The 14922-nt window shown below is 59.7% G+C and carries 8 protein-coding genes; 4 read left to right on the plus strand and 4 right to left on the minus strand.

Annotated elements, in window-relative coordinates:
* Positions 1–27 precede the first annotated feature (27 nt).
* Positions 28–996, plus strand: a complete 969-nt coding sequence (gene rarD / locus QKE19_RS02005) for an EamA family transporter RarD (protein WP_049193996.1) — start codon at positions 28–30, stop codon at positions 994–996.
* Here rarD and QKE19_RS02010 read toward each other — a convergent pair.
* The 3 genes from QKE19_RS02010 to QKE19_RS02020 all read right to left on the minus strand — a co-directional run bounded on the left by QKE19_RS02010 (position 993) and on the right by QKE19_RS02020 (position 3951).
* Positions 993–2420 carry a D-arabinono-1,4-lactone oxidase gene (locus tag QKE19_RS02010; protein ID WP_347890241.1) on the minus strand — a complete coding sequence of 476 codons (1428 nt, stop codon included), beginning with the start codon at positions 2418–2420 and terminating at the stop codon, positions 993–995. The two genes, rarD and QKE19_RS02010, sit on opposite strands and share 4 nt — an antisense overlap.
* Entirely contained in the window at positions 2417–3706 is a 1290-nt protein-coding gene (locus QKE19_RS02015; protein WP_069359181.1) for an alanine racemase, read from the minus strand. The genes QKE19_RS02010 and QKE19_RS02015 overlap by 4 nt, the downstream gene beginning before the upstream one ends.
* An 80-nt stretch (positions 3707–3786) precedes the next feature.
* On the minus strand, positions 3787–3951 hold the full coding sequence (locus tag QKE19_RS02020; protein ID WP_016422979.1) for a hypothetical protein: 165 nt from the start codon (positions 3949–3951) through the stop codon (positions 3787–3789).
* Positions 3952–4194: 243 nt separating this feature from the next.
* Here QKE19_RS02020 and dnaE point away from each other — a divergent pair, with 243 nt between their 5' ends.
* From dnaE to QKE19_RS02035, 3 genes are all read left to right on the plus strand, one after another.
* The gene (gene dnaE / locus QKE19_RS02025) at positions 4195–7752 is read left to right on the plus strand and encodes a DNA polymerase III subunit alpha (RefSeq protein WP_016422978.1); all 3558 of its coding nucleotides are present in this window, start codon (positions 4195–4197) and stop codon (positions 7750–7752) included.
* A gap of 56 nt (positions 7753–7808) precedes the next feature.
* Positions 7809–9104 carry a threonine ammonia-lyase IlvA gene (gene ilvA, locus QKE19_RS02030; RefSeq protein ID WP_049190440.1) on the plus strand — a complete coding sequence of 432 codons (1296 nt, stop codon included), beginning with the start codon at positions 7809–7811 and terminating at the stop codon, positions 9102–9104.
* A gap of 106 nt (positions 9105–9210) precedes the next feature.
* Positions 9211–12891, plus strand: a complete 3681-nt coding sequence (locus tag QKE19_RS02035) for a hypothetical protein (protein WP_347890242.1) — start codon at positions 9211–9213, stop codon at positions 12889–12891.
* On the opposite strand, the gene treZ is transcribed toward QKE19_RS02035, so the two are convergent.
* Complete coding sequence (gene treZ / locus QKE19_RS02040) at positions 12888–14804, minus strand: malto-oligosyltrehalose trehalohydrolase (protein ID WP_347890244.1); 1917 nt, start codon at positions 14802–14804, stop codon at positions 12888–12890. The two genes, QKE19_RS02035 and treZ, sit on opposite strands and share 4 nt — an antisense overlap.
* Positions 14805–14922: the final 118 nt, after the last annotated feature.

The raw sequence follows: 14922 nt of genomic DNA on the forward strand, positions 1-14922 counted from the left end.
ACAAGAACGAAAAGGAGTCAGTCAACAGTGATTCAGGCATTCGGTGCGTACCTTTTGTGGGCGCTGTTTCCGCTCTATTTCCCCTTGCTGGAACCAGCAGGGGCCGTAGAGATTTTGGCGCACCGATTCGTCTGGACCCTTGTCTTTATGGTCATTGCCCTCAGCTTCATGCGCGCATGGCCAGAGCTGAAGGCCGCGAGTGCCAAGACCTGGGGCACTATTTTTATTGCCGCACTGTTGATCTCCGTCAACTGGGGTGTGTACGTCTACCTGGTCAACAATGGGCAGGTGGCGGAGGCCGCGCTCGGCTACTTCATCAACCCGCTGGTCAGCGTTTTGTTGGCGATGATTTTCTTCCGTGAAAGCATCTCGCGGTTGCAGCTCGGCAGTGTCATCCTGGCAACCATTGCGGTCATTGTTCTCACAATTGGTGTGGGACATCCGCCGTTGGGTGCGCTGGCGCTGGCGTTCAGTTTCGGTTTTTACGGACTAATGAAGAAGCGGGTATCGCTTTCCTCCGCAGCTTCGCTGACGGCCGAGTCCGCCGTAATCACACCGATTGCTCTGGCCTACATCCTCTGGTTGACCTACAACGGGCAGAGCACGTTTAGCTCCGAAGGAACAGGCCACACGCTGCTCATGATGAGCGCCGGTGTTGCTACCGCCATTCCGTTGCTGCTCTTCGGCGAAGGTGCCAAACGCCTGCCGCTGGCCACCTTGGGTCTGATGCAGTACCTCACTCCGGTTCTCCAAATCACCCTGGCAGTCACTGTGCTGGGCGAGCAGCTCGAACCGGAGCGCTGGATCGGGTTCTTCATCATCTGGGGTGCCGTCGCGCTGTTCATCTGCGACCTCATCTTGAAGATGCTCCGGCAGCGTCGGGTTCGCCGGGAACTCCGCAAGGCCGGTGTTGAACCGGCCGCGGTTTCCGACGATGCCGCTGACCAGGCGGATGGGGCGGTTACCCGGGACGTCGTAAAGCCGGCAGATAATTAGCAGAAAAGTTCGCGCAGGTGCTCGTTGAGGAAGATTCCCTGCGGGTCGACCTTTTCCCGTAGTGCCTGGACCTCGCCGAACAGCGGATAACGTTCCGCGAAATCCTCCGCGCGAAGCGTGTGCAATTTGCCCCAGTGCGGGCGACCTTCGTGGGCCTTGAAAATCGGCTCGATGAGGTTGAAGTACTCTCGATAATTTTCCTTCCAGTAGCGGTGGATGGCGATGTAGGCACTGTCGCGACCGTACGCAGTGGATAGGGCCACATCATCGGCTTTCGCGGAGCGCACCTCGATGGGGAAGGAGACTTTCATCCTCTTGCGGGCAATCGTGTCGCGGATTTCCCCGAGGACATCGGAAGCGGCCTCGAGCGGGACGGAGTACTCCATCTCGGAAAAACGCACTCGGCGCGGCGAGACAAAGACCTTGTGCGCCTCATTGGAGTAGCTGCGCTCTGGCACGGTGTTGGTGGCAATCCGGTTGATGGTATCGGTCGTAGCGGGAATGGCCTTAGCAATCTCGCAGCACGCCAAGAGTCCCATGTTGTTGACGACTTCGTCGTTAAGATACGTACGCGCGCTGCCCAGGCGCTGCTTCAGGCTATTGCGGCTCGGGCGGCGGTGGCGCTGCGGTTCAATGCGAGTATTGTGCTTGACCAGCGTCTCGCGCTGTCCCGGGAACCAGAAAAACTCCAGGTGGTCAGCTTCTTTGCAGCGCTCGGCGAAACTCTTGCGCAGGGAATCAAACTCTTCGCGGTGCTCGTCGGCGTGCAAATCAAACGCTGGCACGACGGACATCGTGACCTCCGTAAGCACGCCGAAGACACCCAGTCCCAGCCGGCCGAGGCGGTAGAGCTCGCCGTCGATTCCCTCAGCGTCCGGATGGCAGTGCCTGACGACGCCATCCGCGGTGACAATCTTGAATCCTTTCACGGTGCCCGCGAAGCCGGTGAATCCAAGCCCGGTGCCGTGTGTGCCAGTAGAGATAGCACCGGCCAGCGACTGCGGATCGACATCGCCCTGGTTGGGAAGTGCCCAACCGAGCGGGCGCAGAATACCTGGAGTGTCGCGCAGGCGAGTGCCGGCACGCAGCGTGGCGGTCTGGTTGGCGGCGTCGAGTTCGACCAGACCAGAGCAGCGGTCGAGTTGAATGCGGTGCCCATCGGTGGTGGCCACGGAAGTAAAAGAATGACCGGCCCCCAGCGGGCGCACCGTAGTCCCTTCGGTCTTCGCCGCTTTAATTACCGAGATGACACCCTCATCATCGTGCGGCTGATGAGTGTAGGACGGGGTGCACGATTGCGTGTGCGCCCAATTGCTCCAATGCGAGTTGGCGACGGCTTTCGCCTGCGCACGCCGACGTACGCGTGGTACTCGGGACTCAACTGTAGAGACTGTGAAGCGGGCGTTGTTGTGTGAATTGCTCATGTGAAGATCAATCCCTTTCCTCGGTACGTGGGCCAGTGGGTGATGATGGTGCCATCTCGAACTGCAATGACTTCTTGTGTGTGCTCGGCTATTTCGCCGGCCTTGGCGTGGCGGAACCACACGGGATCTCCCAGCGAAATTGCGTCGGCGGTCTTGCCGAGCAGCGGAGTCTGCACCTCACCTGGTCCTTCCTCCGCCGCGTAGCGCAGGCCAGTGGGGTACCAGGGGGTTGGCAGCCGGTCAGCTCCCGCCGGTCCAGAGGCAATTCGACCACCGCCGGACACCGTGACCACGCCCTTCTTAGGACGTCGCGTCGCCGGCAACACAAACCAGGACGCCGGGCGCAGATTGAATGCGCGATAGTTATCGAAGAGGGTTGGTGCCAGGAATCCCGACCCCGCCGCTGCCTCGGTGACTGCGGCCTCGGCGCACGTCGACTCCAGCGACCCCGTGCCACCACCGTTGACAAACTCCAGCGGCCCCGCCACTTTCTCGACTGCAGTGACAACCTTCTCGCGGCGCTTTGCCAATTCCTTCTTTGAGACGGCCTGCATCACTCGAATTGCGCGCGCACGCAGGGAGTTTCCGGCATCGCCCACTCCGGCAATGTGCCCCTCATACATCATGATTCCCGCCAGCTGCAGCTCCGGACGGGCAATAATCTGCTTGGCAAACGCCGCTGCCTGCTTCGGCGAGAACAGGCTTGAGCGCAGCGTACCGATATGCACGCCGGGGAGGGGACGAAAGGATGCGTCGACGTCCATGCACACGCGGATTGGCGCATTTTCGCTTGCCGACGACGCCAGCGCCTCCAGATGCTCGGGACGGTCAACCATGACGCAGATGGCGGCACGCGCTGCATCATCGTCGGCAAGCTCTGAGATAGCGCGGGCGTCAAGTGTTGGGTAGGCGACGACGATGTCGTCGCTAATGCCTTCTCGGAATAGGTACAGCGCCTCTGCCAGCGAATATGCCAGCACGCCCTGGAAACCGGGGAAGGCCAGGACGTGCGAAATAAGCTGTGGAATGCGAATCGATTTCGAGGCCACGCGGATAGGCATCCCGTTTGCACGGCGGAGCATATCGCGGGCATTGGCTTCGACCGCCGCGAGGTCGACGACGACTGCAGGAAGGGAAGTGCAGTTAAGCAGCGTGTCGGTAGCTAGTGGCGGGCGGGCTGTCTGGGGCGTCTGTGGCGGCAGCGCTTCAGGCAGGTGAGACATCGATGTCGGAGCCGGGCGGGATGTGTCCGAGGACTCCGGGGCAGAAGCTCGAGAAAGTTTCATGCCCTAAAACGTAATCATTGAAAACCTGTACTGTCTTTGATTTTGAAAAGAAAGTCAGAATTTTCCAGGTCTGCGCCCTTTTAGACCAGCCAGCTGTAGCGGGCGGCATCCATGTTGGAGGTGATGACATCGCCATCGATGAGGTAGCCGGCGGCAACTGGGCGGCGGTCGATGGTTGCAAGAACCTCGTCAAGCTCGGGCTTGGGGAAGTAGGTGAAGTGGCCATCGGAAAGTGGTGCGAACACTGTATTGCTCCTTTGGTTCTTTGCTCGAGGGCAGTGCGTTTCTCTATGGTCGCGAGGAAATATGAGGACTTCCTCACGAACTGTGATGTCGAGTATTGTCAACTGGTTTTGAAAAGTAAAGGAAAAGTAAGAGTGATGTTGCACACGTCTTTAGCTATAACTGTGCAGGCATAAGGGGCTGCTTCATTTTGGGTGTTCGATGGAATCGTGTTCAATCCGGGGGATTGTCTACAATCTGGACTCATGGCTAACTCCTCCTTCGTGCACCTCCACAATCACACCGAGTACTCCATGCTCGACGGTATGGCGAAGATTGATTTGCTTGCCGACGAGGTTGCGCGACAGGGAATGCCTGCGGTCGGTGTCACCGACCACGGCAATATGTTTGGCTCGAATGCGTTCTATCGGCAGATGAAGTCCAAGGGCATCAAGCCAATCATCGGCATTGAGGCATATATGGCGCCGGAGAGCCGTTTTAATAAAAAGCGCATTCAGTGGGGTGAGCCGCATCAGCGTCGAGATGACGTCTCGGGTCGCGGTTCCTACTTGCACCAGACCATGTTGGCTGCGAATGCGCAGGGTCTGCGGAACCTGTTCTACCTGTCGTCGATGGCGTCGTATGAGGGGCAGATTAGTAAGTACCCGCGTATGGATGCCGAGTTGGTGGCGGAACGCGCCGAGGGCATTATCGCGACCACTGGTTGCCCGTCGGGTGATGTGCAGACGCGTCTGCGTCTGGGGCAGTTCGACGAGGCTCTGCAGGCCGCCGGAATGTGGCAGGACATCTACGGCAAGGAAAACTACTTCCTTGAGCTGATGGATCACGGGCTGGATATTGAGACCCGTGTGCGAAGTGAGTTACTGGAGATTGGCCGGAAGCTGAACCTGCCGCCACTGGTTACGAATGACTGCCACTATGTCACCCGTGACCAGGCCAAGGCTCACGAGGCCATGCTCTGTGTGCAGACGGGTAAGACGCTCAATGACCCGGACCGTTTTAAGTTCGACGGTGACGGCTACTTTATTAAGTCCGCCGAAGAAATGCGCGCGACCTGGGATCACCTAGTCCCGGGTGCCTGCGATAACACGCTGCTCATCGCAGAGCGCGTTGAGGACTACGACGAGCTGTGGGAAGAGCACCCGCACGATCGCATGCCGAAGGCGGACGTTCCGGAAGGGGAGACGCCGACGACATGGCTGCATCACAACGTGATGGAGGGGCTGCGCAAGCGCTTTGAAGGGCGCGAGGTACCGGAGGAGTACATCCGGCGCGCGGAGTACGAAATTGAGGTTATTGACGGTAAGGGCTACCCGTCGTACTTCCTTATCGTTGCGGAGTTGATCCGCCATGCCCGTGAGGTGGGCATCAAGGTCGGTCCGGGGCGTGGTTCCGCTGCCGGTTCCCTGGTTGCGTACGCGACGTGGATTACCAATATCGACCCGATTGAGCACGGTCTTCTCTTCGAGCGATTCCTGAACCCAGAGCGTCCGTCCGCGCCGGATATCGATATCGACTTCGACGACCGCCGCCGCGATGAAATGATTCGCTACGCGGCAGATCGCTGGGGCGAAGACAAGGTGGCGCAGGTGGTCACCTTCGGTACGGTGAAGACCAAGCAGGCTCTGAAGGACTCGGCGCGTGTGCAGTTCGGTCAGCCGGGTTACCAGATTGCAGACCGCATTACTAAGGCGCTGCCACCTGCGATTATGGCTAAGGACATTCCGCTGAGCGGCATCGTCGACCCGGAGCACCCACGCTACGGCGAGGCCGCCGAGGTTCGTCAGCTTATTGAAACCGACCCGGATGTGGCTCGAATTTACGAGACAGCCCGTGGTCTCGAGGGCGTCGTTAGGCAGACCGGCGTGCACGCTTGTGCCGTGGTGATGGCGTCGGTGCCACTCTTGGATCACATCCCGATGTGGAAGCGACAGGCTGACGGCGCGATTATCACTGGCTGGGACTATCCGGCGTGTGAGGCCATCGGTCTGTTGAAGATGGACTTCCTGGGTCTTCGAAACCTGACGGTTATCGGTGACTGTATTGAGCACATCAAGTCCAACCGAGGCGAGACAGTTCTGCTCGATGACCTTCAGACCGATGATCCGAAGGTCTATGAGCTGCTGTCGCGCGGTGACACCCTCGGTGTGTTCCAGCTCGATGGTGGCGGAATGCGTGAGCTGCTCAAACGCATGCAGCCAACGGGCTTCGACGACATCGTGGCATCGCTGGCGCTGTACCGTCCGGGGCCGATGGGTGTGAACGCGCACTTTGACTACGCGGATATTAAGAATGGTCGCAAGCCTTATAACGCCATCCACGCGGAACTGGATGAGCAGCTGAAAGAAATCCTGGAAGAAACACACGGCCTGATCGTGTACCAGGAGCAGATCATGAAGATCTCGCAGAAGCTGGCGAATTACACCGCGGGCCAAGCAGATGGTTTCCGTAAGGCCATGGGTAAGAAGAAGCCCGAGGTGCTGGCCAAGGAGTTCGTGAACTTCGAAGGCGGCATGTTGGAGAATGGTTTCTCCAAGGATGCTGTCCAGAAGCTGTGGGATATTATTCTGCCCTTCGCCTCGTACGCGTTTAACAAGTCTCACGCGGCGGGCTACGGCCTGGTGTCCTACTGGACCGCGTATCTGAAGGCCAACTACACCGCTGAGTACATGGCGGCGCTGTTGACCTCGGTGGCGGATGATAAGAACAAGCTGGCTATTTATCTGTCGGACTGTCGCCACCTTGGCATTAAGGTGCTGCCGCCGGATGTCAATGAGTCGGGTATGGACTTCGAGCCGGTCGGTGAGGATATTCGCTTCGGCCTTGGCGCTATCCGCAACGTCGGCCATGATGTGGTCGCGTCGATTGTGAAGACGCGCGAGGAGAAGGGCAAGTTCACGTCGTTCTCGGACTACCTGGACAAGATTGAGACGCTGCCGTGTAACAAGCGCATCACCGAGTCGTTGATTAAGGCCGGCGCTTTCGACTCGCTGGGGCACCCACGAAAGGGCCTTGCGCTCATTCACGAAGAGGCCATTGACTCGGTGCTGTCGACCAAGAAGGCTGCAGACAAGGGACAGTTCGACCTGTTTGCGGGCTTCGGTGGGGAAGAGGACACCGGATCGGAGAGCATCTTTGAAATCCGTGTGCCGGATGAAAAGTGGGATCGCAAGCACGAGCTGACCCTGGAACGAGAAATGCTGGGCCTCTATGTCTCCGGTCATCCACTCGATGGGTTCGAAGAATCGCTGGCCGCGCAGACCGATACCGCTTTGACCACGGTCGTCGGTGGGGAAGTCGCCAACAACACCGAAATCACTATTGGTGGCATTGTCTCCAGTGTTGACCGTCGCGTGAATAAGAACGGTCAGCCCTGGGCGATTATCGGCATTGAGGACCACAACGGCGCGCGCGTGGAAGTCATGGCTTTTGCGAGGACCTACGCAATGATTGCCACCAGCATTGCTGAAGACGCCATTGTGCTTATTCGTGCTCGCGTTCAGTACCGCGATGACCGCATGAGTGTGGTCTGTGATGACCTGAAGCTGCCGGATCTTGGCCGTAATGGCTCCACTTCGGCGCCGCTGCGTCTGACCATGCGCACTGATCAGTGCACTCCGGAGATGATTGCCAAGCTGAAGTCAGTACTGCTGGACAACCCAGGCGACTCCGACGTTTACCTCAAGCTTGTCGACGGCGATTCCCACACCACTTTGGTTCTCGGCGAGCACTTGCGGGTCGACCGGGACGCCAGCTTGATTGGTGATCTGAAGGCGACGATTGGGGCCAGCATTTTGGGGTAGCTTATCGCGGCCCTGATTGTCGCAACCGGTTGTATGACCGAGTAGAGTCATAGCTCATGAGTGAGAATTCTGTGCCTGCTTCCCAGACCGAACGCCGACTTGTTCACGCGGCCGATATTCAGATTGCGCAGGCACGAATTTCTTCGGTTATTGCGGCCACTCCGCTGCAGTTCAGCCCACGTCTTTCCGAAATCACCGGTGCAAAGGTATTCCTCAAGCGGGAAGACCTCCAGGACGTGCGCTCGTACAAGATTCGCGGTGCCTACAACGCCATGGTTCAGGTTACCGACGAAGAGCGAGCAGCAGGCGTCGTTGCGGCATCTGCAGGAAACCACGCTCAAGGCGTGGCATATGCCTGCCGCCAGCTGGGTATTAAGGGGCGCATCTATGTGCCCAATGCTACGCCGAAGCAGAAGCGCGACCGTATCGCTTACCACGGCCGCGATGCCGTTGAGATTGTCGTTGTCGGGGACTCCTTCGATGAGGCCGCCGCTGCGGCGCGTGCTGACGCACAGCGCACTGGTGCCACCATGGTGGAGCCATTCGACTCCTTCAACACCATTGTCGGACAAGGCACTGTCGCAGCTGAAATTATTGCGCAGCTCTCCGGCCAGGGGTTGACTCTGGATACCATCTGCGTACCGGTCGGTGGCGGTGGTCTGCTCAGCGGTGTCACCTCTTACCTGTCGGATATGTCGCCGAACACCCAGGTCATGGGTGTGGAACCTGCGGGTGCGGCCTGCATGCGCGCAGCCCTGGAGAACAATGGCCCGATTACGCTGGGGCACACCGATCCGTTCGTCGATGGCGCCGCGGTGGCCCGTTTCGGTGACCTGCCATGGCACATCCTGGAGGCCAACCGCAACCGCGTTCATCCGATGATTGCGCCGGAGGGCGCGGTCTGTGAGGCGCAGCTGGATCTCTATCAGAACGAAGGGATCATCGCTGAGCCGGCCGGTGCGCTGTCTGTGGCAGCTCTGGAGCAGATGCAGTTTGAACCGGACGAGGTTGTTGTCTGCATCATCTCGGGCGGTAATAACGACGTGCTGCGCTATGCCGAGATCATGGAGCGCTCGCTGGTCTACCGCGGCCTCAAGCACTACTTCCTGGTCAACTTCCCGCAGAAGCCCGGCCAGCTCCGCATGTTCCTCAGCGATGTTCTCGGCCCGGATGACGACATCTCGCAGTTCGAGTACCTCAAACGCAACAACCGCGAAACTGGCGCGGCTCTTGTCGGTATTGAGCTACGTCGTGCCTCTGACCTCGAGGAATTGCTGGCACGCATGGATGCCTCGCCGCTGAAGTGCCGCCGACTGGTACCCGGCACACCAGAGTATGACTTTTTGACCTAGACTTGCTGGGTCCAGCTGGGAAACCTCCGAGGAAGTCCTCCCAGCTCCGTTAATTAAATGAATCTTTTCGAGCAAGCTTTGTAGCGAAGGGGAGCGTCCACCCACTATGACTGGGGCAAGCAGTGTCGACCAGGGTGTCCGAGTGGAAAATACCGTGATTGTCGAAATGTGGCTGGCTGCCGCAGAGCAGGACCTGGCCACCCGGATTCCGGGTCTGCTGGAATCCGCCACACAGGCCAAAGTTGAGCCACTGTTTGTCTGGTCAGGGCTGGCGATGGACGAGGTTGAGCGTATCGACCGCTTCCTGGGAACGCTCCTGGCCCATCATCTGGCGGGTGGTACTGCTGCCGATATTGAAGCTGCGAAGAGTGTCGTTGACAATCACCCGCTGGTCACCCTTGCCTCGCTGGTAGGACGCGCCGCGCGTGTTGCGTCGGCAAGCGAAATGTGGCTGGACTGGCCAGCCGCTCTGCAGCTGAATCCAGACGCTGACACTACCGGCGCGCTCATCGAGCACCTCGCCGCCGCAGTGCCGACAATGCTGGCCAACGCTGGTTTGCCTAACGACGTCGACAGCAACCAAGCCGACGCGGATCCGCTGCAGCGGGCAGCGCAGGTGCTTTTGCTGCACGCGGGTGTGCAGCTATCGGTGATGCCACTGATTATCGAGCGCTGTGAGGAGCTCGCGGGGGTAGCGGAGCTATCCGACCCTTCATCAAATGACCTGGTACAGGCGCTGTCGAAGGTTCATCCGCTGCTCGAGGAGCTGCTGACCGAAATCGCAGAGGCGGAAGATGGTGTCTACCCGCTGGCGCTGCGTCAGCTGGCCAGGACGGCACCTCGTCAGGCACACAAGTTGTTTAAGGCAACCCTCGGCTACGCCATTGCCACCGCTGCCGATCCGGCCAACTGGGAGGCCCGGGAAGAACTCGGCCAGCTCGATGCGGGGCTGCCGCCTATTCTGGTGGCCGCTGCGCGTGAAGAGCTGCGTATGCGTCCGGCGGGTACTGCGAATCGTCGTGAAGCGGTGGGCGTGGTGGCAACGACCGGGCGCCCGCAGCTGTACTTCGATGAGCTGACGCAGACCGTTGGCGTACAGCTACCGACGCCGCTGGATCCGGCGGGACGGACCTGGCGTGTCACCTTCGGCGGCACGGTAGCAACGACGCCGGTGGTGGGCCTGCAGGATTCGCTGCCGCGTCCAGTGGTGACCATCGATGAGCCGGTGCGCGATGTGCTGGTGGAAATCGGCGATGAGAAGCACTGGCGAGTCCCCGCGATTAGCACTGAGGACCCGATTCTCATTTTCGGTGCCGACGGTCAGTCAGTCACAGACAAGGTCTCGCTACACTCGACGTCCGCTACGGTGGTCTACCCGGTTGATGCCACACTCGTTGACCCCGTCACAGGCGCTGAGGTGCCATTGCTATCGGACCCGCGCCCATTTAACTGGGAGTTGTGGCAAGTCGCTGAGATCGATCTTCGCGATGTTCATGCAGTTCAGGTTCGTCGGTCTGGGGCGGCAGGCGAGGTTCGCTCGGCATCACCGCAGCGTCAACCGCGAATGACCATGCCCCACGCGCGTCTCGACGGCACGGTGTCTGCCTACGGCACCCCGGTTTACGCCGGTGGTCCGGTCGCTGTGTTCCCGCCGACGCTGTCCGGTAAGGACGAGTCCTGGCGCGCCATCGTCACCGATTTTGGTGGCTATGGTGCGTTTACCACGGATTCCGTCATGGTCTATGACCTCGAGGTGCCCGCCGCGGGTGGCGAGGTTGAGATCCTTACCGATGACGATTATCCGTGGGTCGGCGAGTTCGTGGTTCGCCTGGTCAATCCGCGTGGCCGCAGCTTCCAGAAGCACTTCGCCATTGCGGAGCAGGCAGACCTCACGATCACTTACAGCGGTGGTGGTGACGGATTCCGCATCCCAACCATCGACGGTCTGAGCCCCGCTGACATCCGCGTTGTCTCCGGCGACAAGCCGCTTGACGCCGAGCCCGCTATCGTGCGCCTCGGGGCGGACGAAGTCACAGGTACCGTCGAGCTTTCCACCGAGGAGGGCGCATGGCTGCAGTTGCAGGTCACGCCAGGAACGCTGCAGTTTGAGGTTCCGCTTGCCGACGAATCCGTCGCCCGCCGCACCACTACATTGGTCACCCGCCCGAAGCGTGTCGATGCCTTCGGCAAGATTGTCGTCAATGCCCCGGGCGAGTTGCGCCATGCGCATGTTGCAGTTTCCAGCGGTGAGCGCGACATCTGTCGCGTCCCCATCAAGCGTTTCGGCGATACTGGCTACGCGGAGTTCGGCAAGTTTGCAGACCGTATCTCCCTACTGAAGGCTCTGCGCATCAGTTTGGACTGGACACGTGTGACGGGACGGAAGCGCCTGTCTGTACCACTGGTGGAGGCTTCCTCCCGCGATGCCATCCGCCAGATTTCCTTCAACGATGAAGCCACTGACATCATCGAGGTTGATGTCGCTGACGATGTTTCGCACTTGCCGATGACCCTGTGGCTCTGGGCCGCCGGTCAGCCGTGGCGCGAACCCGTCGCCTTGGAAGTCGTGGAGGGCGAATGCGAGCTTCCCGACGAGCTCTGCGGCCTCGGCCCATTCGTCGCGCAGGTGACTCTCGGTGTGGAAAAGGAACGCCACCCGCAGTGGCCGGCGGCCGGGTCGACCATTCTGAATCATGTCGATGATGCAGAGGCTATCGACCTCGATGGCGAGGACACCGATCCCGTTGCTCGCGCGCAGGAACTGTGGGGCGAGCTAAATCAGGATCAGCTCGCACGTTTGTGGACGCTACTGGCGACCTTGCGCGCTGGTCGTGCAACCGACATGGCGCAGGCGAATCCGCTGCTGGTCGCACCTAGGTTGGGTGCGATCTTGTGTGCCGAACCACGCGCCGGACTGGCAGCGTTGAACCGTTCAGTCATCGCGCTCGACGATCAGCCGGGTATGTTTATCGCCTCCGGACTCGTGCTGGGAGACTTCAGCGCTACTAAGCCAGTGCCGGGGCGTCGCCGTGTGCCGTGGCTCGGTGCATTGGCAGCATTAGCGGATCTCACTGATGAGAGCGTGGACCGTTCTCGTCAGCTGGATTACCTGCGCACAACTGGTGGCCAGGGACTGCTGGACATTGCTGCCAGCGGCCAGGACACCACCCTGGAGTCCGCTACTATCGACCAGAGCTCGGTGCAGATTACCTCGCTGCCGGAAGCACAGGCCAGCGCTATTCTGTCGCAGGTCTTTGATCCTTACCGCATGGTCCCGGGTCCGCTGACCGACGATGACGCTCGCTTCACCGCAATCTATGAAGTGGTACGCAATCGTGCTGAGATTGTGGAATCCGGTGTCATGACCCAGCTTGCCGCCGCCTCTCGAGTGTTGTTTAAGACGGTGTCGAAGGCGTCTCCACGACTGCGCAAGGCGGTCAATGTGCGCTTCCACAAGCTCGACGGCATCGATGCGGATGATCCTTCGCTGCACTGGACTCTGGTGCCGGGAACGTCACTGCTTATTGCAGTGGCTGCCCGCGTATTGGCTCGTACTCAGGCTGAGAACTCTGATGCCAGTGTCGCCGCTGTCCGTGAGCTGATTCCGATGTGGGCTCAGCTGGCGGACCTGGTTCCGACGTTGGTGATGAGTGATATTCTCATCGCAGACGCGTTGGTGGCTCACGTCCTCCACGGTGATGTCACCGAGTTGCCGTGGCCAGCACCCGAGTCGGGTGCGGCGGATGAGGAAGAGTCCGACACCGAGGCTGAAAGTCCGGCTGACTAGCTGAGCGAGACGACAGCGTAGCCCCACGCTGGAAGCGAGATTTCGGGACCGGCAGCTTCGTCATTGACGATGCTGGCTGCTGCGTCTTCAAAAGTGTGCAGCAGGTGGGCGGAACCGAACTCGGAATCCAGGCTGACGCTGGTTTCGGCGTCGGAGAAATTCGCCACCAAAGCGACAGTTTCAAAGGCATCCGAGTTTCGGGCACCCATTTCGCGCTCATCCTGGCTGCGCACAACGACGAGGCAACGATTGTCCTCGTCATACTCAGTCACCACAGATGCCGACCAGGGAGTGCGAAGCGACGGGTGGGACTTCCGCAGCGCGAAGAGATCGCGGTAGGCCGCCAGAATAGTGGCGTGCGAGCCCTCCGAGACCTCCTGCCAATTGAGCTTCGAGTGGTGGAAGGTCTCTGGATCCGATGGGTCGGATACCTCCTTCGGATCCCACCCGGCACGGGCAAACTCACGTAGGCGTCCCTCGCGCGTGAGCCGTTGCAGCTCCGGATCTTCATGGGAACAGAAGAAAGCAAACGGGGTAGAGGCGCCCCATTCCTCACCTTGGAAGAGCATCGGGGTGAAAGGACTGCAGGCGATAACTGCTGCCTTTAAAACCTGCTGCGCCGGAGTGAGGTTCATCGACGGACGGTCACCGACAGCGCGGTTTCCCGTTTGATCATGTGTGGTCGTGTACGTTACGAAAGCATGCATGGGCTGTACAGACAGGTCGAAGAGACGACCATGAGTGCGACCACGGAACGTCGACATTGTGCCCGTATGCCAGAAGCCAGTTTCCAAAGCACTAGCTAGCGCTTCCACCGACCCAAAGTCTGAGTAGTAGGCGTGGTCCTCGCCAGAGACCAGCGTGTGCAGTGCATGGTGGACGTCATCATCCCACTGAGCGTTGAGGCCAAAGCCACCTGCAGCGCGCGGGCGGACCAAACGCGGATCATTCTGGTCGGACTCTGCAATCAAAGAACGCGGAATACCAGTCTCGGCTGCGACAGTGTCTGCGACAACCTGCATCTGCTCCAGAATGTGGAATGCCCCCTCGTCATGCAGGGCATGGACTGCGTCCAGACGAAGACCGTCGACGTGGTAATCCACCAGCCATTGGCGCACTGCATCCAAAATATACGCACGCACCTCATCAGAGTTGTCGCCAGTGAGATTGACAACCTCACCCCAACCCGTCGAACCACCAGCGGTGTAGGGGCCGAAAAATCCCACATAGTTGCCGTCTGGACCAAAGTGGTTAAAGACCACATCCAAGATGACAGCCAAACCCTTTCGGTGGCACGTATCAATCAGCTTCTGTAGACCCCGCGGGCCACCGTAGCCCTCGTGCACGCTGTGCCAGGACACACCGTCATAGCCCCAATTACGGTCACCACCGAAAGGCTGCACTGGCATCAGCTCAATATGTGTTACCCCCAGCTCAATCAGATGGTCTAGATGTTCCACCAAACCTTCGAAATCACCAGAATCGCTGAAGGTGCCCACATGCAGCTCATAAATCAGACCTCCTGGCAGAATCCGGCCCGACCAGGCCGAGTCCTTCCACTTATAGGCACCCAGGTCAACGACCTCGGAGAAACCATGCGGACCATCCGGCTGCGACTGGGAACGCGGATCTGGCAGCGGTATTGTCCAGTCACCGACAGCAGGGGAGGAGCCGTCCCCCGATTCGTCGTCAGGCGCGCCGTATCCCGCATGTGCCCGCAGCGAAAATGCGTAGCGATCCCCCGGTGTGCGAGCCACATCAGCTTCAAACCAACCAGAGTTGGCGCCGTAGCCATCGGTGGCGTCAGCGATTGGATGCATATCAAAAATCGCTGGCGCTTCAGGATTGCCCAACAGCAGACGAACTTCGGAAGCGTACGGGGCCCAGACTCGGTAGTTGCTCATGGGCACCATGGTAGGTCAGTCAGCGGATTGGCACAGGGAAACGTTTTCGAACACCGCGGATTCGAGGGGAGTCAAAGGTGAGGTCGAGAAAAGTACCGAGCGGCGGTGATTGGGTGTGCACTAAGCC

The sequence above is a fragment of the Corynebacterium sp. c8Ua_99 genome, from assembly GCF_039907185.1.
GTDB lineage: Bacteria > Actinomycetota > Actinomycetes > Mycobacteriales > Mycobacteriaceae > Corynebacterium > Corynebacterium jeikeium_D.

Bases quoted from the DNA above. Each gene is read 5' to 3' on its own strand.
- QKE19_RS02010 (WP_347890241.1), bottom strand. From the start codon at position 2,420: ATGAGCAATTCACACAACAACGCCCGCTTCACAGTCTCTACAGTTGAG.
- QKE19_RS02015 (WP_069359181.1), bottom strand. From the start codon at position 3,706: ATGAAACTTTCTCGAGCTTCTGCCCCGGAGTCCTCGGACACATCCCGC.
- dnaE (WP_016422978.1), top strand. From the start codon at position 4,195: ATGGCTAACTCCTCCTTCGTGCACCTCCACAATCACACCGAGTACTCC.
- ilvA (WP_049190440.1), top strand. From the start codon at position 7,809: ATGAGTGAGAATTCTGTGCCTGCTTCCCAGACCGAACGCCGACTTGTT.
- QKE19_RS02035 (WP_347890242.1), top strand. From the start codon at position 9,211: ATGACTGGGGCAAGCAGTGTCGACCAGGGTGTCCGAGTGGAAAATACC.
- treZ (WP_347890244.1), bottom strand. From the start codon at position 14,804: ATGGTGCCCATGAGCAACTACCGAGTCTGGGCCCCGTACGCTTCCGAA.